Below are 18,404 nucleotides of genomic sequence, written 5' to 3'. Positions count from 1 at the left end.
CATGGAAGGTAAATTAAGCCATTTTGATGAAAAAGGCAATGCGATCATGGTGGATGTGTCCGGAAAGGCCATTACTTGCCGCACTGCAGTAGCCACAGGATCTATCTTGGTTGGCAGGGAGATCCTGGAGGCGGTTACTGCTGGTACAGTGAAAAAAGGAGATGTTCTGGGCGTGGCACGGGTGGCAGGGATCATGGCGGTGAAAAGAACGTCAGAGCTGGTGCCTATGTGTCATCCTCTTCCTATACAGAAATGCAGCATTGATTATCAGATTGATGGTGAGAGAAGCTGGATCCAGGTTTTCTGTACAGTAAAGACAGAGGGCAGGACAGGTGTGGAAATGGAAGCACTTACCGGTGTACAGGTAACACTTCTTACCATCTATGACATGTGTAAAGCCATTGACAAGCATATGGTGATGACAGACATTCATCTTGTAGAGAAAAAAGGCGGTAAAAGCGGGGATTTTTATTATGAAGAGAGTAGCGATCATAACGTCCAGTGATGCTGGTTATGCAGGAGAGCGGGAAGACAAAAGTGGTCCTGCAATAAAAGAAATTGCAGAAAAAGAAGGATATCAGGTGGTATCCATGGATATTCTTCCGGATGACCGGGATATGCTGGCCAGACGTATGGCTCAGATTGCTGATGAAAACCTGGCAGAGCTGATCCTTACCACAGGCGGCACCGGATTTTCTGCAAGGGATGTGATGCCGGAAGCTACCGAAGATGTGATAGAACGCAGGGTACCGGGGATCCCTGAGGCGATTCGTGCATACAGCATGACCATTACCAAGAGGGCAATGCTCAGCCGGGCCACAGCCGGGATACGCAGGCAGACACTGATCATTAATCTGCCGGGCAGCCCTAAGGCTGTACGGGAAAGTCTGGAATATATTATTAGCGCTCTTGGGCATGGGATTGAGATCCTTACCGGAGAGACTGGGAATTGTGGAGGCTGACATGGGTAAAATACGGGCAATCTGTATCAGTGAAAAAAGGGGTACACAAAAACGCAGTATCCCTGAGGCTGAATTTATAGAGGACTGGGGAATCAAAGGAGATGCCCATGCCGGGAAATGGCACAGGCAGGTAAGCCTTTTATCCTATGATAAGATTCAGACATTTCGTTCCAGAGGCGCAGAAGTAGAAGATGGTGCGTTTGGAGAAAATCTGGTAGTGGAAGGGTTTGATTTTGCTACTCTTCCTGTTGGCACCAGATTTTGCTGTAAAGATGTGGTGCTGGAGCTGACTCAGGTGGGGAAGGAGTGTCATCATGGATGTATTATTTTCCAGAAAATGGGAGATTGTATCATGCCAAGAGAAGGGGTGTTCACCCGTGTTTTGAAAGGCGGAACGATCCGTGTGGGAGATGACCTGAGGATCCAGGCAGAAGAAGCAGGAGGCAGTACAGATGATCTTTGATACACATGCCCATTATGACGATGAAGCTTTTGATTCTGACCGGGAAGACCTTCTAGGCCAGATGGAGAAGCAGGGTGTAGGGCATATTGTGAATGTATGTGCTTCCATAGGACAATTCCACCGTACAGTAGAGCTTACAGAGAAATATCCGTTCATATATGGAGCAGTAGGTGTGCATCCGGATGATGCAGACAAGATGACCAAGGATACATTGGATGAGATCGCCCGGATTTCCAGGATGGACAAGATGGTAGCCATTGGCGAAATCGGCCTGGATTACTATTGGCACAAGGAAAAGGAAGAACACAGGAAACAGCAGGAAATGTTTCGTGCCCAGCTGGATATTGCCAGACAGGAAAAGCTTCCGTTTATGATCCATAGCCGGGATGCGGCAGAGGATACACTGGAGATCATCCAGGAGTATATGAAAGGCGGCATGTATGGCGGCATCATCCACTGCTTTTCCTACAGTCCGGAGATTGCAGCAGAATACTTGAAAATGGGGCTGTATCTGGGAATCGGTGGTGTTGTTACATTCAAAAATGCCAAAAAGCTGAAGGAAGTGGTAAGGCAGGCACCGCTGGAACAGATCCTTTTGGAAACAGACTGCCCCTATATGGCACCGGAGCCAAATCGTGGCAAAAGAAATTCTTCATTGAATCTGTCTTATGTGGCGGCTGCTGTTGCACAGCTGAAAGACACCACTCCTGAAGAAGTGATTACTATTACAGAAGCAAATGCCCAAAAGCTGTTACTCACCACTTGAAAGAGGTGGGAGTTTTCTCGACTGAGATAAAAATGAGCCATGTGCCCTTTGATCTGGGGTACATGGCTCTTGCTATGTGTGCCTAGCGACACATGTTTCCGTTATTGCTGTTCTGAATCACCGCTATCACTGTCTGAATCACCGTCGTTGCTGCCATCATTATTTTCTGCTGAGGAAAGGTTCTGGTAATATTGGCTGGAAGTGATAGAATCCGTGTCTGTTACCATATTGCCGGACTCATCAAGCATATTGCCATCTGAATCAAAGGTAACATCCAAAAGTGTGGTCTTGGTGGACGGTGTCACGTTCATGGACATGATCTCATCGTATTTTGTCTGAAGATTTTCTAAGGTAAATTCATCCCCGATAATGTCCCGCACACTGTGCCTGGAAGCAAGCTCGTCAGTATAATCAGAAAGAAGATAGGGCTGATATTCGCCATCCTCATAGCTGTAATGCATGACAAGTGGGGTAAGTGCTCCGTCGCGGATCTTAACAGAAGTCTGATCACCGGTAACTGTCTTCTCAATGGTAAAGCCTGCCATGCCTCCCAGAAGCTGTTTCAAGGTCTCCTGACCGGATACAAAGTTGCCAAGGGAATAATAGATCAGCATATTGTGGCCTTCATCATCTGTAAGGTAACCATAAGGCTGCAATACATTGGGATGGGTGCCGATCACCACATCCACGCCCTGCTTCATCAGGAAATTGGCCCATTCCTTCTCGTATTCGGTAGGCATAGGCTCTTCTGTTTTGCCCCAGTTGGCAGAAAAGATCACACAATCTGCAGATGATTTCGCTGTTTTAATGGCATCAGCTACTGACTGTGAATCAAAGGTATTCACCATACCTGTGTCCCCGGATTCTTCCGAAACCGCAGATGAAGGGAAGGTATAATCAAGAAAAGCGATCTTGATACCATTGATCTCAAGAATATTGGCCCCCCCATTGTCGGTTGTGTCGTGTATGCCTGAAATCATTGTGTCCGGATGCTGGTTCTTCCAGTAATCCAAAGTCTGCGTAAGCATCGTTGAACCATTGTCATCGATCAGCTGTGTGGCAGAGGTGATCACATTAAAGCCAGCCTTTACAAGGGCATCTCCAATCTCTGTAGGGGTAGCGTAAGGTGCTGTACCGCTGACAGAATCATGACTGTCTGTAAAGGGGGTCTCCTGATTGACCATGGCAATATCTGCATTCTGGAGCATGGTGGTAAAATTGGTATATACATGATCGTAGTTCCAGGCTCCGCTTTCGTATTTGCCGGAATTCAGAAGACTGGGCTGCACCAGGTTATCACCTACTGCGATCACGGAGGCTGTAGTCACTTCAGGCGCTGTCTCAGCTTCCTTTTGTTCCTGTTCTTTCTTAGCCTGGGCTTCTTTCTGGGCCTGCTGTGCAGGCTTGCGGATCATATTGTAGTCTATCTGGTTGAATATGAGAAATAAAACAGCCAGCACACCGATGGATACATAGAAACTGATGCGTGAAATGCTCTTTTCCCTGAAATTCAATGGTACATTTTCATTCTTTTTCATTGGACTGTCCTTTATTATCAATAATTTTATGTTAAATTTAATTATAGCAAATTCTTTTTTCTATGGAAAGTCATTTTAAAATTTTTTTAAATTTTTGTTACAGGTATTTCTTCAGCACAGGAAACGGAACCGGGCCGATCTGAAGAACTTGGGAATGGAACTGTTTCAGATCAAAAGCTTCTGGATTCTCTTTTTGGGCTTCGTCTTTCAGATCCAGAAAATTCAGGTATCCAACATAGTATTTCAGGTAATTTCCAGGAGTTTCCGTAATATATTGGTAGATCTGGCTTACAGCAGATGCGTCTCGGATACCGAAATTTTTTAAAAAATCAGCGGTTTGCGCAGAAGACCAGCCCTGATAGTGGATTCCAATATCAACCAGAGAATATAGGCATAGATTAATGCTGCGGTTCAGAGCTGCCAGACGGGTCAGGCTTTCGGCATCCTCATGGTTTATCAGTGTGGCTGCATACTGGTATGCATAGGATTCTACATAAGTGGCCCAGCCTTCCACATAGCCGCCGGAATCAAAAAGGGAGCGCACAGGATCCGGATCTAGCTGGGAAAAAAACTGTGTCTGATACAGGTGCCCGGGAAAGCCTTCATGTGCCAGCGTGGTAAAAAGCTCCAGCTGTGTGGTGGAAGCGGCCTGATTGATATAGATCACATTAGGCTCTTTGGTGTCAATGGGAGGAGTAAGATAAAATGCCGGGCTTAAGTATTTTTCCATGGATTTATGTACATAGCGTATCTGATAGGATGTTTGGCCCAGGGAGGGGAAATCCTTTTGCATACAGTCCTGAAGAAAAAGTAGAGCCTTTTGGGGTGCCAAAGAGGGGAGATCAGTTCCTTTGGCATAGTCGGTAAGAAGTGATGGATGTATGGCTGCCAAAGCGGAAACTTCAGCAGAATCCTTCTGAAGCTGGGTAAGCAGCCGTTTACGGATCCGGGCGATCGGTTCATAGACCCCGGTCTGGCTTTTCAGAAGATAACAGTAATAATCCGTTCCTCCAGGATAATGGGAAAGTCCGCAGCTTTCCCGGCCTGTGCCGCGAAATGCCTCTAAATCGTTTATAAGGGCCTGATAAGCCGGAATAACCTTGTGGATAAGGATTTGCCTATGCACCTGATTTAAATGGCTTTTATCGGCATCTGAGAGCGCTTCAAGGGCATCCAGCTTCTGGGCAAAGATCGACAGCATGTAATTAGAATCCGGATCCTGGATAAAAGAGCGGCACTGTGCCTGGATCCGGTCAAGCATGGCATCACTCATAAACAGACCTTTTTGGGATTTTTGTTTTTCATATTCCAGGATACTGTTAAAGTAAGAGGGGATATCCGCAAGAAGATTCAGATAGTCTGTAATATCCTGCTCCTGATGAAAGGCATATTCAGCAAGCAGCACAGGCAGCTGGGCTTGTATGCCAAGGCTTGGGCCAAGAGGCTCATCTAAATAAGGGGTTTTCAGGCCTTCCAGCTGCGTATGGAAATAAAGCAGCAGGGTATCCTGGGTTATATTGTTTTGTCTTGAAAGACGATGGGAGTCAAAGGCTTTCAGCTTATGGAGATAATCCTTGCAAAGCTTGCGGGTACTGTCTGTATCTGTATCCATTGTTCCAAGTGAAGCCTTTTGACCGGAAATCCCAAAGGTTTCCGGATCGGCCAGCGTGTAGTGAAGGGTAAGAGTATTTCCGGACACTTCTTTTTTAAACAGTTCTTTTGTAAAAGACTGAAATTTACTGTTTTCTGAAAATCCGTGGCCGGACAGGCAGCCAATACCCATGCCAAGGAGGAAGATAAGAGAAAGAAACAGGGCCGTGAGAGTATATCTGTGTCGCTTGGATAATTGGGTTAGTCTGGAACGCATAGATAGCCTTTCAAAACTGTTTTTACTATCCTATTGGCAGAGGGAAGGTTCTATGACAGGGGATAAATTGTCGGAAAAAAATATATTTTTGGCACATTGCACAAAGTTTGTCGAGAAATGTGGATTGTATGAAAATAGGTGCAAAAGTTTTCCACTTTTTAAACATGTAAAAAACCTTGAAAAATAAAGTTATACACAAAATTATCCACATTGTCCACATGGATAGTATGTGGATGACTTGATTTACATAAAAAAAGAAAAAACAAATGTTTTGGTTATATATCATAAAATTGTAAAAAATACGAAAAAAAAGGGAAAAACTATTGACAAGAGAAAAGAGACCGACACAGTACCAGAAAAGTGATTTTCAGGCAGCTGTGACAGTCTCCTTCTGCATTTTCATATATCCGCCTGTTAAGATCAGGCGCTTTGCTTCATACGTTTGATAACTTTCAGTCTTGTGAATTCCTCACGCTCTTTTTCTTCCAGTGCATTGGAAATATCCTTTGTCAATGCTTCAAATTTTGGAATTGTGATATTCTTCAGGGCATTGGCACGCTTCTGGGTCTTTTTGATGTTATTGGCAAGGCGGATCGCAGAATTTTCGATCATGGAAAGCTGTATGGACAGCTCTTTTACCCGTTCAAAGGCTGCCTTGGCCTGATCCAGGGACATTCGGGTGCTGTAGTAAGCGTAGGTAGGTGTATTTTTGTTTTTATCATATTCTACCAGAGGGATCTCGGTACCCATAACGCTTCGTGTTTTGATGCGGATGGAATTTTCAATGGGCACAGTGTGGGAAACCTGTTCCACAAAGGCGATACCCATTTCCATGTTTGCCATTTGCAGGGCTGCATAAGCGGCACGGAAGGTTTCATCGATCTGAGTCTGAATGTCCTTAGCCTGATCCACCAGGTTCATCATCTCACGGATCAGGATATTTCTTTTTTTATCCATCAGTTCATAGCCCTGACGGGAGAGGGCAAGGGAATTCTTTGCAAGGATCAGATTTCCTTTGGTGGGAAATGTATTTGGATCCATGAAATCACCTCACTTTTTATTTTGCAGTCTCGTGATAATATTTATCCAGGATCTTGGTATCTACACGGTCCAGTTCTTCCTTAGGCAGCATTCCAAGAAGCTCCCAGCCCTTATCCAGGGTCTGGATGATGGAGCGGTTTTCTGTATCAGTCTGTCCTACAAATTCACTTTCAAAAGCTTTACCGAATGCCAGATACTTCTTATCGATTGGCGAAAGCTCATCTTCACCGATAACAGAAGCAAGTGCTCTTGCATCTCCAACCTTTGCGTAGCAGGAAAACAGCTGATTTGCCACATCCTGATGGTCTTCTCTTGTAAAGCCTTCACCAATACCATCCTTCATCAGACGGGAAAGAGAGGGCAGTACATTGATCGGCGGATATACGGACTGGCCGTGAAGCTGACGGTCAAGAACGATCTGTCCTTCAGTGATATAACCGGTCAGGTCAGGGATGGGATGAGTGATATCATCATTTGGCATGGTCAGGATCGGGATCTGTGTAACAGAGCCTGTACCGCCACGGACAATACCGGCACGCTCATAAAGAGTAGCCAGCTCGCTGTACAGATATCCAGGATATCCTTTACGGGAGGGGATTTCTCCTTTGGAGGAGGAAACCTCACGCATTGCCTCACAGAAGGAAGTGATATCTGTAAGGATTACAAGGATATGCATTCCTTTTTCAAAGGCAAGATATTCTGCTGCTGTCAATGCGATCTTCGGGGTAAGCAGACGTTCCACTGTAGGATCGTTTGCAAGATTAAGAAACATAACTACATGGTCAGATGCACCGCTTTCTTCAAAGGTCCTGCGGAAGAACTCAGCTACATCGTATTTAACGCCCATGGCTGCAAAAACAATGGCGAAGTTCTCGTCAGAGTCACCACCAAGGGAAGCCTGACGCACGATCTGGGCTGCCAGCTTGTCATGGGGAAGTCCGTTGCCTGAGAAGATGGGAAGCTTCTGGCCGCGGATCAGTGTGGTAAGTCCGTCAATGGCAGAAATACCGGTGTTGATATAATTTCGTGGATATTCCCTTGTTACAGGGTTTAGCGGAAGTCCGTTAATGTTCAGGCTAACTTCCGGTGTGATATCACCCAGCCCGTCAATGGGCTGTCCGATACCATTAAAGGTACGTCCCAGGATCTCCGGGGAAAGCCCGATCTCCATAGGATGTCCAGAAAGGCTGGTATGTGTGTTGCTGAGGGACATTCCATCAGAGCCCTCAAACACCTGGATCACAGCCTTGTCTTCATAGATTTCAATAATACGGCCAATCTTTTCTTTTCCGTCATCCATACGGAATTTGACGATCTCCTCGTAGGAAGCGTTTTTAACGCCCTCCAGGACTACAAGAGGGCCGTTGATCTCGCTTAAGCCTAAATATTCTATTGCCATAAAAGCATTCCTCCTTATTGTCCTGTTTATCAGCCGTTGCGTTCCAGAACATTATTGTAGAAGCGGTCGATGTCTGTCATATAATCCTGGAACATTTCCGGTTTGTCATTAGGAACATCATATTTGATAGATATGATTCTTTCAAAAATATTGTCTTCTTTTAAGACAGAAACAGGCATGCCCTTGTTTACCAGAGAACGGCATTTCTCATAGAGATACAGGATGGTTTCCATCATAAGGAACTGCTTTTCCATTGGGACACATGTATCTTCCTGATGGAATGCATTTTGCTGCAGGAATCCAAGACGGATCACCCTTGCGATTTCAAGGGTAAGCTTCTGGTCATCCGGCAGAACATCACTTCCGATCAGCTTTACGATTTCCATCAGGGAGCTTTCCTGGTTCAGGATCGCCATCAGCTGATTACGGTCAGATACAAATTTTGGGGAAACATGCTCTCTGTACCAGGGAGACAGATCCTCCAGGTATTCACTGTAGCTGGTAAGCCAGTGGATAGCCGGGAAATGGCGGGCATAGGCCAGGGATTTATCCAGTCCCCAGAAGCAGCGGACGAAACGCTTGGTATTCTGGGTAACAGGCTCTGAGAAGTCACCGCCCTGTGGGGATACGGCTCCGATAATGGAAACAGAGCCTTCGGTTCCGTTCAGATTCTGCATCATGCCGGCTCTTTCATAAAAAGCGGAAAGCTTGGAAGCCAGGTAAGCCGGGAAGCCTTCCTCGGCAGGCATTTCCTCCAGACGTCCGGACAGCTCACGAAGTGCCTCAGCCCAACGGGAAGTGGAGTCAGCCATAATAGCTACGTCATAGCCCATATCGCGGTAATATTCCGCAAGGGTAACACCTGTATAGATAGATGCCTCACGGGCTGCTACAGGCATATTGGAAGTATTGGCGATCAGTGTGGTACGATCCAGCATCAGGTTGCCGGACTTAGGGTCAACCAGTTTGGAGAAATCCTCCAGAACCTGGGTCATCTCGTTTCCACGCTCACCACAGCCGATGTAGATGATGATATCTGCATCAGACCATTTGGCGATCTGGTGCTGTGTCATGGTTTTTCCTGTACCGAAACCGCCTGGGATGGCAGCTGTACCGCCCTTTGCGATAGGGAACAGAGTATCCAGGATACGCTGTCCGGTTACAAGAGGAACGCTTGCAGGAAAACGCTTGTAAGTAGGTCTTGGGATACGAATAGGCCATTTCTGTGCCAGGGCAATATCCTTTTCGCTTCCGTCAGCAAGGCGGACTGTTACGATGGGTTCAAGGATATTGTAAGCTCCGTCAGGTACTGTCTTGATAACTGTGGCAGTTCCCATATCTGGCGGAACCATGGATTTATGAAGGATAGAAGGGGTTTCCTGGGTTTGTGCAATAATGGTACCAGGAGTTACCACATCACCCTCTTTTACGGTTACGTGTACATCCCATTTTTTCTTAGTGTCAAGAGAATCAACACTTACACCTCTGGAAATATATTTACCGGAGGATTTTGCAATTTCTTCCAGCGGACGCTGGATACCGTCAAAAATATTATGAATAATACCAGGCCCCAGAAGCACGGAGATCGCATCTCCTGTACCGGTAACAGTTTCGCCTGGCTTAAGTCCTGTAGTTTCCTCGAATACCTGTACAGTGGTCATGCCTTTTTTCAGGCCAATGACCTCACCTACCAGATGCTCAGGTCCTACATAGACCATTTCGGAAATTTTAAAGCCTGGATCACCTTTTAAGTAAATGACCGGGCCATTGATCCCATAAATCGTGCCTGTTCTGCTCATGCTTTCGGCCCTCCGTCAAAACTGAATTCTTTTCGCAGTGTATGCAATGATTCCATAAAAGAATTGTCGATCAGGATATTCTTACTTGGAATGGTTGCACGGATCCCACCGATAAAAGGCTCTTTGGAGATCTGTACCGGGAATCCGGTGCGTGCCATCATGGTGTGTTTCAGGCCTTCATCTTCAGGGGAAAGGAATATAAATAGTTCATCATCTTTTGCAAAATCAATAGCTTCTTTGATCTTGCGTACAAGGTAATCCTCGTATTCAGTGGTGGACATGAACTGGGTAAGACGTTCTTTAACCTCTACAAAAAGCTCGTCCTTCAGTTCATTTTCCCTGGCAGTCAGATTCCGTTTCAGTGTAAGCTGCTGTGCGGAAAGCGCTTTGTTTACTTCCCGTTTTGCATTTTCTGTTTCAGCCTTGATCTGAGCCTGGGCATCCTGCTGTCGGGTTTGTTTATGATCAGAAAACATTTTCGCCAGATGCTTCTTGTGTTCTTCCAGGGCCTGGCTTGCAGAGCCGGAAGCTTCTTCTACAGAAACATCATAGAAATGCTGCAGTTTTTCTTCGATTGTCATTGGGTGCCTCCTTGTTACAATTTCAGTCCGATTGCCTCATTTACATATGAGGTAATGAAATCCGGTTTGCGGCCAGTACCATGCCTGTCAGGGATTTCGATGATAAGGGGCGTTTTGTGGTTCAGCTTTACATCATCAATGATGGCGGGAAATTCCCTGCCGAACTTTTCAGTCAGCAGGATGATCCCGATCTCTTTATTGGAAATGGCTTTCTCAAGCGCATCCTTCAGCTCAACCCGTTCATGGACAACGACGCCCTCCACACCTGCCAGTCTCATCCCTGTATAGGTGTCAATATTGTCGCTGATTAAGAATATTTTCATATTATAATTTACCGATGATCATGAAGGAGATGATCAGTCCATAAAGGGCAACACCTTCTGCAAGACCTACGAAGATCAGGGATTTACCAAGAATGCTCTGGTCTTCACTGATAGCGCCAAGGGCTGCACTTGCCGCACTGGCTACGGCAATACCACCACCGATACAGGAAAGACCTGTAACAAGTGCTGCTGCGATGTATCCAAGTCCGGTTGCAAGACCTGCGTCAGAACCGGTAGCTGCCTGTACGGATGCACTGCCTGCAAACATAACAGCTGCTGCGATCAGCATGGTGCCAAAGAAGAAGAATGCATTTACACCGATAGCAGTTTTGTAACGGCCGCGGCTTTTTTCGCCCAGAAGATAATAACCAAAGGGAATAATGATACTTAATACAAGTGCTGCTGCTAATACGATCTGAGTCATAGCTGTCATAATAATGTTCTCCTTTCAATTGCCCTGAAATGAAAGTTTTTATAAATGTAGTCAGGGCCTTTCGTTAAAATAATTTTAATTTATTATTTTCACTGCTTCTTGGAACCAAAAGGAACAAACTGCCTTCCGGTACCTTTATAGAAGCGGCTGAAAATCTCATAATACTCCAGACGAAGAACCTGGATACCAACGATCAGTCCTTCCAGTCCGCAGACAAACAGGTTTCCGAGAACGACCACCACCCAGTTAGGGGAACCGCTTTCTGCACCTGCCAGCATCAATACAACCTCCATCATGGCTGCATGGCTTACTGCGAAGGCTCCGATACGCACAAATGAAAGTGTATTGGAGAAGTAACTTAAAAGGACTTCAAACATTTCAAATAATCCCTGTGTGATAAACATGCCCACACCGCCTTCAATCAGGTGTGGTTTCTTGTTGACCAGGTTTGTAAGAGGCTCTTTCAGGAACATGATAATAAGAGGCAGTACAAACATGATCAGAAGAAGGACTGTGGCAGGAAGGCTTTTACCGGATACGAACAGTGCGATTACAAGAACTGCTGAACCATAGAATACAAGACCTGCAACAGAGTTTGTATCAAACCAGGTTTTTTCGATGTCGTGGGACTTTACAGAGTTGATGATATTAAAGATCATACATAACAAGATCAGTCCCATACCAAAGCCGATGGCTACAATAAATACAGTATTCAGTTTTCCAATAAACGGTACGTTCATCATGGCATTCATTGGGCGCAGCCATATAGGCTTCAGGATATCCTCAAATCCAAAGAAGCTACCGAACATAAATCCGAAGAAGGTAGAAAAGACGCCTGCACAGCTTATGATACCTGCAAGGTCAATATGCTTGATCTTGTAGAGAAGCAGTCCGCCGATAAGAAGCAGAAGTCCCTGTCCTACATCTCCGAACATAGCACCAAAGATAAAGGAATAGGTAATTGCCACAAACCAGGTAGGATCCATTTCTCCATAGGCCGGAAGGCCATACATCTTAATGTACATTTCAAAGGGCTTGAAAAGCTTTGGATTTTTTAATTTGGTAGGCGGCTGTTTCTTAATGTTCAATTCATCATCGTCTACCAGACAGAAGATATTAGAATCATTCTTAATGTCATTTTGGAATTTTCTGGTATTTGCTTCTGTCATCCATCCACATAAAATATAGAAGGTATTGGCATTTTCTGAATCATTTGCCTGGTCTTTGCTGCTTCCGTTTGGCAGGCAGGCAGCCAGCTTGCGGACATCAAAGTTCCTGGAAAGCTGGGAAAGAGTCTGATATGCAGAAACAATATCAGAAGCCTTATCCTTTAAAAGCTTCTTCATCTGGTCATTAGCATCAGCCAGGTCAGCTTCATTTTTGTGAATGGCTTTATCCAGGGCAGCGTAAGCTTCTTTTGCTGTACCCTGATATTGATCCGGGATAAAGACTTTTTCAAAATGCATGGCAGCATAAGCTGCATGGATCTTGGCAGCCTCGCATTCCGGAACAAAGTAGATGCCCCAGAAATACTGGTCGTCTTCGTTGCATTTGATAAAAATCGTATCCAGATTTTCATAAATATACTTTTTGAATTTGTAAAAATACTCTTTTTCAATACGTCCGAAACGATAGTGGATGTGACGGAAATTCAGGATAGAAGAAACATCAAATTCCACATTTCGGAAGGGAGCGATGATCCGCATGGATTCAGTCAGGGACGTACGCTGTTCTTCCAGCTGGCATTTCCTGTCTGCGATCCGGTCAGATTCGCTTTTCAGGCCGGAAACAATATCCAGAGCCTGTTCAATGGTCAGATCCTTTTCCGGGATCTGTTCAGGAGTATCCAGTTCCTCATAAAAGCTGCTGATAGTTGACAGCATATCTTTATAAGGATTGATTTCCAGAAACGGAGTAAGGTGACGGACAGTGGTCAGCTCAGAAAGAGCATTTTCCAGATGGATCTCATATTTACTGAGATACCGGTTTACCACTCTGTCAATATCCGCTTTTGGCCCGGTGATACTCACAAATTTCATTTTTTCAATCACTATGTTGTCCTCCGGGTTCTTTAATTGTTGCGAATATAACGCATAGCTTCCTCCTGGCCTACTTTGTAACGTACACATTCAAGAGCAATGGTCAGGCGGTTTACTTCGTGTTCTTTATGATATAAGTAAGAATAGATCACTGCTACAGAATAAGGATCCTTCCGTGATTCTTTTTCAAGAACAGTACGGAGAATGTAATTGTAGAATTCCTCCAGGTTGACTGGTGTGATCTGAGGATATTTCCGTCCGTAATATGTGCGGTTCATAACAGCCACAAACTCATCATGGCCGGAAGCCTCTACAAGGGCGGTAATCTCTTCTTTTTTTAATTTATAATTCATAGGGATCAGCAGGCTGTATATAGCGGCAGGATCCATATGGTAATAGCGTTTGGAACGCTGGATAAATTCCAGGTTCAGCATATCAAATTTTTCACCGTAGGCTTTTGTTATTTCTTCCAGGTCATCCCCTTTGAAAAGCTTTTTCCGAAGGTTCCAGATCTGGGTGAAATAGTAAAGATCCAGTGCCATCCCATAATCAAAAAGAAGACCGTTGCCGTGTTCCATTACCCTGGAAAGAGGTCCGTAAAATTCATTACCCTTCAGGGCATTTACAAACTCTTCCATATTTGTGGTGGCGGCTAGACGATCCAGATCTAATTTGGAATGATGAAGGAAAAAGTCACGGTAAGGACTAAGGTCTACAGGGTCTGTATTTCTGTGGTCAAAAAGATTGGCCATGATCGCCTTTAAAACAAGGATCTCATATCTTTTTGAATATAAAGACAGAAAACGTCTCTGTTCCTTGTTTGCAAAGTGGTAAATTTTGGAAAAATTTCGGAAGATCGACTGCTTCAGAAGCTTTTCAATCTGGCCCCTGTGCAGGTCATTCTCATCAAGGTTGGCCCATGCCCGGGAATATTCCGGTTTTCTTTTTAAATAGGCCACTATCTGAGGTACATTCGGAAGCTGTACGATTTCTGAAAGCTCTTCCTCGGTCATAAGCTTGCTTTGCAGAGCCCTTATTTTGGTAGAAAGTCCGCTATAGGAAAAAACACTTCCCAATTCAATTCACTTCCTTTCTTTTGAAATCTTCATTCATCTGAATTAAGCTGTAATAATTTTTTTGAAAAGTTCTTCGGAAATACGCTGGTGATTTTCTTTATAGAAAGAATCCAGATGCACCAGATGCTGCTCTGTGTCTTCCTTTAATGCTGCCAGGCGTGAATCCTTTTCTTTTTCCAGTTCATTACGTATATCTCGGATTTTTGCGTCGGTTTCTTTTTCCAGGACGGCATCAAACTCTTTACATTGTCTCTCCGTCTCTTCGGAAAGTGCCCGCTTTTTCCTCTCCGCATCTTTCAGAATCTCATCTGCGGTGGTTTCGATTTCCGACAGCTTTCTTAAAATTTGTTCCATCGGCATCCTCCTCCATAAAATTTCCATATATCATACACCTAAAATCTGAGAAAAACTATTTTACAAATGGCCAAAATGGATTGTAAAACAGAAATTCAATTTGTGATTTTTGTCTATGGAATGGATAGTTTCAGTATAGTCATAAGACCAAATTTTTTCAAGGGTCAGTATAATTGGCAGTTACAAAAATGTAAAAAGTATATTTGATATGCCTGTAATATAAAAATAGTATCAGCGAAACAATGTAGTTGCGGCAATGTCGGAAAGCATGTATGATATGGAAGGAATCCGGATTGCCGGGAAGAGGCGGTCGGGAAAAGAAAAGTAAACATGGTAAAAGAAATAAGAAAAATAAAGAGAAAGAGGAAAATGAAAGTATGAGACTGAGGAATATCCCTGGCGCAAAAGAAGCAATCCAGGAAAGCAAATATGTGGTGCATCAGCCCCAACAGCAGAAAGGCCGGTGGAAGCAGGCGTTTGCGTCAGATCAGCCGATTCATATAGAAGTGGGGATGGGGAAAGGCCGTTTTTTGATGGATATGGCACGACTTCATCCGGAGATTAATTATGTAGGAATCGAGATGTATGACAGCGTGCTGCTGCGTGCTCTGCAAAAACGAGAAGAACTTGAGAATAATGGAGAGACACTATCAAATCTTTTGTTTATGTGTGTGGATGCCAGTAATCTGCCGGATATTTTTGAAAAAGAGGAGGTTTCACGGATTTATCTGAATTTTTCAGATCCGTGGCCAAAGGCAAGACATGGGAAACGCCGTCTTACATCCAGAGAGTTTCTGGCCAGGTATGACCAGATCCTGAAAAAAGACGGGACCCTGGAATTTAAGACAGATAACCGTCCTTTATTTGATTTTTCCCTGGAGGAAGTACAGGAAGCAGGCTGGAAGCTTTTGGCTCACTCCTTTGATCTTCATCATGATGAAGAGATGGTGAAGGGAAATGTTATGACAGAATATGAAGAGAAGTTTTCCAAGGCAGGTAATCCTATCTGCAAAATGGTGATCAGCAGATAAGACCCAAAGGACAGAACGTATTTTGCTCCTGGGCATATTATATATAGAAAGAATGCCCAGGAGCAGATATGAAGTCAAGAAATCGTCTGAAACAGTCCCTTAGTCAGTTCAGTTACAAGCATAAGAAGCTGGACAGTCACATGAATAAGATGAGGCGATCCACAGAGGAATTAACAAATATGCTGGAGCATATGGGTGGGAAAAAAGCAGAAAAAAAGGAAAATTAAAAAAAATAAAAAAAATATAAAAATTCCCTTGACTTTTTCTGTCGGCTCATGTACAATATCCCTTGCGTTGAACAAATGGAGTTCTGAGAGAAAACAGAATCACCCAAGACGCTATGCGCTTTTAGCTCAGCTGGTAGAGCACCTGACTCTTAATCAGGGTGTCCAGGGTTCGAGCCCCTGAAGGCGCATTGAAAGCACTGTTTTTGCGGACAAAGTGATTGCCGCGGGGATGGTGTTTTTTTGTGTACTGGGAAATTCCGTTGGAATTTCCCAGTACATAAAAAAGCCTGACCGGGCAGGATCGCACTGCGGCGGAAGGGTAGATGTCGCTTAAGGCGACCCGCCGCAGTCGGAGAATCCTGCTTTGCAGGATTCTTTCTTGTTATAAAAACGAGGGAGGAAGAGGATTATGAAAGCAATGAAGAAAGGATTGGCCGGCATAGTTCTGATGCTGGCATTGCTTATGCTGGTTCCGGTAACAGCAAAGGCAGACGGGGCAGCACCAGTGTGCGCCAAAAGGCAGACCATGGAGATCTATATCTGCCGTCCCCTGAGAAGTATGGGAATGACAGGTGCAGAAGGGTGGATCTACATTGGAAATCTGGCAAAGGATGCAGAAGTCTATCAGGTAAGATCTTCAAACAGCAATTTTCAGGCCAGAAAAGAAAAGGGGATCAATGGGATTTATGTGGAAAGTAAACCCCATGTGCTGAAAGCCGGAGAACGGACAAGGATCAGCTTTATGGTGTATCAGAACGGCCGATCCTACAGGCTGTACTGTGATGTAACCTTTAAGAATATGAAAAGAAAGTTCAAAGCCTTTAAGATGGGATCCAGAGAGTATGATTCTTCGTTCAAAGGATTTTCAGCTGTTTCTGTTTTGCGTTTCAAATCGCAAAAGATAAAGGTTAAGGCTACTCCTGCAAAAGGTTACAAAGTGGATTGCATAATCGCCTGGTATACGAAGAATGGCAGAAATGTGTTAAAAAAATATAAAAACGGATCCAATGTTTCACTGAAAAATATTGTATGTTTAGATGTAGTTTATCATACAAAGAACAGACCAAGATATTACAAGAGGCCGGACAGTACGTATGTTAGTACGAATCTGTATTTGAAAAATTATATGCCGTCACCATTGTATTCAAAGCTGAATATTACTTTTTATTAAGGAATAATGTGTATGGTGGGCTCACAGCAGTTCGGGGCTTGTATCGTAAAAGGGGTTTAGATTTAGCGTATGGAAGAAATCAGGCGGACAAAGGGAAAGGTGCTGAACCGGGATCAGATCAAATATATTGCAGTGATTTTAATGGCGCTGAATCATATTGCCAACATATTCTTAAAGGAAGGAACAGTACCTTTCCTTTTGCTGCGTAACCTGGGATACTTTACAGCCCCTGTAATGTGTTATTTTCTGGTGGAAGGCTATTATTACACTCATTCCAGAAAACAGTATGGACAAAGGCTGCTGCTTTTTGCACTGCTCTCCCAGAGCCCTTTTCAGATCGCATTTGGAGAGGGGCAGAGCTGGAGACTTGTGCGGGGAAATATGATCCTTACATTATTTATATGTTTTCTCATACTGGTATGTCTGGATGAAAGACATGTGCTTCCGGCTGCAGCTCTTATCTTCCTTACTGCCTTTTGCGATTGGGGAATGTCAGCGCCGCTTATGGTGATCCTTTTCAGAAACTCACGTATGAATCAGAAAAAACGGATGAGAGATTTCTTCATTGCGTCATTGGTACTGTTTGAAGAAGGATATATGGAAGCAGCTGGGGCTGCGGGAATCCGTATATTATATGCCTTTTGGGAGTGCAGTGCGGTTCTGCTGGCAGGAATTGTGATCGTGTATCTTTATAATGGAGAGAAGGGTTCCTCCGGCAGTGAATTTTCCAGGTGGTTTTTCTATATTTTTTATCCTGCCCATCTGCTTTTGCTTGGCGTGATGCGTCTGATCATGCTGGTCTAAAATCTTAGCGGTTACATATATGAAAACCAACTGCTATGCGCCTGTGACACATCCACAATGGTTAACTGTATTTGTAATCTGGAACTTATATAGTAAAAATATAGTATCTTCATATGGATTTGATATAATAAGCTCTGTAAAAAAGTTATAATTACATGCCTTTGCTGCAGGCTTTTCTGTTCACTGGGGCTGTGGCCGGGATCCTGCGGATCTTTGCAAGAAGAAAGACAAAAGCATATAAAAGCTGAGGATATTTTTCCTATAAAAGAAGGAGGGCCGGACCACATGGCCCGGCGAGTATGAAAAAGAAAAAGTTTATCTATATGATGAAAAAGCTTTCGCTTTATTTGCTTATTAATATACCTGTAAATTGTGATGGAACTGTGAGGAATCGTTGAAAAAACAATGAGAAAATTCTAAAAAACTTATAAATTTTAGGCTTCTCATTGAATTTTAGATATTGTAAAACGCTCTATACTCTTTTATAATATGACACGGATAAAGCTTCGAGGACAGAAAAGGTTTCGGTA

The 18,404-nt window shown here is 44.1% G+C and carries 19 protein-coding genes and 1 tRNA gene; 9 read left to right on the top strand and 11 right to left on the bottom strand.

The window, feature by feature from the left end:
• The first annotated feature begins 1 nt into the window (after position 1).
• The 4 genes from moaC to G5B11_RS05080 are packed head-to-tail and all read left to right on the top strand — an operon-like array spanning position 2 to position 2,191.
• A complete protein-coding gene (moaC, locus tag G5B11_RS05095) occupies positions 2 to 505 on the top strand; it encodes a cyclic pyranopterin monophosphate synthase MoaC (protein WP_173727095.1) in 504 nt (167 codons plus the stop codon).
• Complete coding sequence (locus tag G5B11_RS05090) at positions 474 to 962, top strand: MogA/MoaB family molybdenum cofactor biosynthesis protein (RefSeq protein ID WP_173727094.1); 489 nt, start codon at positions 474 to 476, stop codon at positions 960 to 962. The genes moaC and G5B11_RS05090 overlap by 32 nt, the downstream gene beginning before the upstream one ends.
• Position 963: 1 nt before the next feature.
• Positions 964 to 1,425 (top strand): MOSC domain-containing protein, encoded by a 462-nt coding sequence (locus G5B11_RS05085; RefSeq protein WP_173727093.1) that lies wholly within the window; start codon positions 964 to 966, stop codon positions 1,423 to 1,425.
• The gene (locus tag G5B11_RS05080) at positions 1,415 to 2,191 is read left to right on the top strand and encodes a TatD family hydrolase (protein WP_173727092.1); all 777 of its coding nucleotides are present in this window, start codon (positions 1,415 to 1,417) and stop codon (positions 2,189 to 2,191) included. The genes G5B11_RS05085 and G5B11_RS05080 overlap by 11 nt, the downstream gene beginning before the upstream one ends.
• Before the next feature lie 101 nt (positions 2,192 to 2,292).
• Here G5B11_RS05080 and G5B11_RS05075 read toward each other — a convergent pair whose 3' ends face one another.
• From G5B11_RS05075 to G5B11_RS05025, 11 genes are all read right to left on the bottom strand, one after another.
• Positions 2,293 to 3,729, bottom strand: a complete 1,437-nt coding sequence (locus G5B11_RS05075) for a CapA family protein (protein WP_173727091.1) — start codon at positions 3,727 to 3,729, stop codon at positions 2,293 to 2,295.
• 97 nt (positions 3,730 to 3,826) lie between these two features.
• Positions 3,827 to 5,596: a DUF885 domain-containing protein gene (locus G5B11_RS05070; protein ID WP_173727090.1), complete on the bottom strand. Its 1,770-nt coding sequence runs from the start codon at positions 5,594 to 5,596 to the stop codon at positions 3,827 to 3,829.
• A 420-nt stretch (positions 5,597 to 6,016) separates the two neighbouring features.
• Positions 6,017 to 6,637, bottom strand: a complete 621-nt coding sequence (locus G5B11_RS05065) for a V-type ATP synthase subunit D (RefSeq protein ID WP_158422292.1) — start codon at positions 6,635 to 6,637, stop codon at positions 6,017 to 6,019.
• A gap of 16 nt (positions 6,638 to 6,653) precedes the next feature.
• Complete coding sequence (locus tag G5B11_RS05060) at positions 6,654 to 8,036, bottom strand: V-type ATP synthase subunit B (RefSeq protein WP_158422291.1); 1,383 nt, start codon at positions 8,034 to 8,036, stop codon at positions 6,654 to 6,656.
• Between the two features lie 29 nt (positions 8,037 to 8,065).
• Positions 8,066 to 9,835: a V-type ATP synthase subunit A gene (locus tag G5B11_RS05055; protein WP_158422290.1), complete on the bottom strand. Its 1,770-nt coding sequence runs from the start codon at positions 9,833 to 9,835 to the stop codon at positions 8,066 to 8,068.
• Entirely contained in the window at positions 9,832 to 10,416 is a 585-nt protein-coding gene (locus G5B11_RS05050) for a V-type ATP synthase subunit E (RefSeq protein WP_173727089.1), read from the bottom strand. Before G5B11_RS05050 ends, G5B11_RS05055 begins: the two co-directional genes overlap by 4 nt.
• Before the next feature lie 14 nt (positions 10,417 to 10,430).
• The gene (locus G5B11_RS05045; protein ID WP_158422288.1) at positions 10,431 to 10,739 is read right to left on the bottom strand and encodes a V-type ATP synthase subunit F; all 309 of its coding nucleotides are present in this window, start codon (positions 10,737 to 10,739) and stop codon (positions 10,431 to 10,433) included.
• A 1-nt stretch (position 10,740) separates the two neighbouring features.
• Entirely contained in the window at positions 10,741 to 11,172 is a 432-nt protein-coding gene (locus G5B11_RS05040; protein ID WP_158422287.1) for an ATP synthase subunit C, read from the bottom strand.
• A gap of 89 nt (positions 11,173 to 11,261) precedes the next feature.
• Positions 11,262 to 13,223, bottom strand: coding sequence for a V-type ATP synthase subunit I (locus G5B11_RS05035; RefSeq protein WP_173727088.1), 1,962 nt, complete (start codon positions 13,221 to 13,223; stop codon positions 11,262 to 11,264).
• A 20-nt stretch (positions 13,224 to 13,243) separates the two neighbouring features.
• On the bottom strand, positions 13,244 to 14,287 hold the full coding sequence (locus G5B11_RS05030; RefSeq protein WP_158422285.1) for a V0D/AC39 family V-type ATPase subunit: 1,044 nt from the start codon (positions 14,285 to 14,287) through the stop codon (positions 13,244 to 13,246).
• A 42-nt stretch (positions 14,288 to 14,329) separates the two neighbouring features.
• Complete coding sequence (locus G5B11_RS05025; RefSeq protein ID WP_173727087.1) at positions 14,330 to 14,641, bottom strand: hypothetical protein; 312 nt, start codon at positions 14,639 to 14,641, stop codon at positions 14,330 to 14,332.
• Between the two features lie 377 nt (positions 14,642 to 15,018).
• Here G5B11_RS05025 and trmB point away from each other — a divergent pair, with 377 nt between their 5' ends.
• From trmB to G5B11_RS05000, 5 genes are all read left to right on the top strand, one after another.
• Positions 15,019 to 15,672, top strand: coding sequence for a tRNA (guanosine(46)-N7)-methyltransferase TrmB (gene trmB, locus G5B11_RS05020; RefSeq protein ID WP_158422308.1), 654 nt, complete (start codon positions 15,019 to 15,021; stop codon positions 15,670 to 15,672).
• Between the two features lie 68 nt (positions 15,673 to 15,740).
• The gene (locus G5B11_RS05015) at positions 15,741 to 15,899 is read left to right on the top strand and encodes a hypothetical protein (RefSeq protein ID WP_173727086.1); all 159 of its coding nucleotides are present in this window, start codon (positions 15,741 to 15,743) and stop codon (positions 15,897 to 15,899) included.
• A 115-nt stretch (positions 15,900 to 16,014) separates the two neighbouring features.
• Positions 16,015 to 16,087: transfer RNA gene (locus G5B11_RS05010), tRNA-Lys, on the top strand.
• A 221-nt stretch (positions 16,088 to 16,308) separates the two neighbouring features.
• Positions 16,309 to 17,070, top strand: coding sequence for a hypothetical protein (locus G5B11_RS05005; protein ID WP_173727085.1), 762 nt, complete (start codon positions 16,309 to 16,311; stop codon positions 17,068 to 17,070).
• Positions 17,071 to 17,139: 69 nt separating this feature from the next.
• On the top strand, positions 17,140 to 17,874 hold the full coding sequence (locus G5B11_RS05000; protein ID WP_173727084.1) for a TraX family protein: 735 nt from the start codon (positions 17,140 to 17,142) through the stop codon (positions 17,872 to 17,874).
• The last annotated feature ends 530 nt before the right edge of the window (positions 17,875 to 18,404 follow it).

Origin of the sequence: Blautia glucerasea (assembly GCF_013304385.1) — a bacterium.
Classification (GTDB): domain Bacteria; phylum Bacillota; class Clostridia; order Lachnospirales; family Lachnospiraceae; genus Blautia_A; species Blautia_A ammoniilytica.
Note: the sequence above shows the minus strand (reverse complement) of the source record. Positions and strands in the feature narration are given on the sequence as shown.

What these genes read in the sequence shown, in the direction of transcription:
- G5B11_RS05000 (WP_173727084.1), top strand. Translation starts at nt 17,140, where the DNA reads ATGGAAGAAATCAGGCGGACAAAGGGAAAGGTGCTGAACCGGGATCAG.
- G5B11_RS05005 (WP_173727085.1), top strand. Translation starts at nt 16,309, where the DNA reads ATGAAAGCAATGAAGAAAGGATTGGCCGGCATAGTTCTGATGCTGGCA.
- G5B11_RS05085 (WP_173727093.1), top strand. Translation starts at nt 964, where the DNA reads ATGGGTAAAATACGGGCAATCTGTATCAGTGAAAAAAGGGGTACACAA.
- G5B11_RS05070 (WP_173727090.1), bottom strand. Translation starts at nt 5,596, where the DNA reads ATGCGTTCCAGACTAACCCAATTATCCAAGCGACACAGATATACTCTC.
- G5B11_RS05065 (WP_158422292.1), bottom strand. Translation starts at nt 6,637, where the DNA reads ATGGATCCAAATACATTTCCCACCAAAGGAAATCTGATCCTTGCAAAG.
- G5B11_RS05025 (WP_173727087.1), bottom strand. Translation starts at nt 14,641, where the DNA reads ATGGAACAAATTTTAAGAAAGCTGTCGGAAATCGAAACCACCGCAGAT.
- G5B11_RS05075 (WP_173727091.1), bottom strand. Translation starts at nt 3,729, where the DNA reads ATGAAAAAGAATGAAAATGTACCATTGAATTTCAGGGAAAAGAGCATT.
- G5B11_RS05015 (WP_173727086.1), top strand. Translation starts at nt 15,741, where the DNA reads ATGAAGTCAAGAAATCGTCTGAAACAGTCCCTTAGTCAGTTCAGTTAC.
- G5B11_RS05060 (WP_158422291.1), bottom strand. Translation starts at nt 8,036, where the DNA reads ATGGCAATAGAATATTTAGGCTTAAGCGAGATCAACGGCCCTCTTGTA.
- trmB (WP_158422308.1), top strand. Translation starts at nt 15,019, where the DNA reads ATGAGACTGAGGAATATCCCTGGCGCAAAAGAAGCAATCCAGGAAAGC.
- G5B11_RS05040 (WP_158422287.1), bottom strand. Translation starts at nt 11,172, where the DNA reads ATGACAGCTATGACTCAGATCGTATTAGCAGCAGCACTTGTATTAAGT.
- moaC (WP_173727095.1), top strand. Translation starts at nt 2, where the DNA reads ATGGAAGGTAAATTAAGCCATTTTGATGAAAAAGGCAATGCGATCATG.
- G5B11_RS05080 (WP_173727092.1), top strand. Translation starts at nt 1,415, where the DNA reads ATGATCTTTGATACACATGCCCATTATGACGATGAAGCTTTTGATTCT.
- G5B11_RS05090 (WP_173727094.1), top strand. Translation starts at nt 474, where the DNA reads ATGAAGAGAGTAGCGATCATAACGTCCAGTGATGCTGGTTATGCAGGA.
- G5B11_RS05050 (WP_173727089.1), bottom strand. Translation starts at nt 10,416, where the DNA reads ATGACAATCGAAGAAAAACTGCAGCATTTCTATGATGTTTCTGTAGAA.
- G5B11_RS05055 (WP_158422290.1), bottom strand. Translation starts at nt 9,835, where the DNA reads ATGAGCAGAACAGGCACGATTTATGGGATCAATGGCCCGGTCATTTAC.
- G5B11_RS05045 (WP_158422288.1), bottom strand. Translation starts at nt 10,739, where the DNA reads ATGAAAATATTCTTAATCAGCGACAATATTGACACCTATACAGGGATG.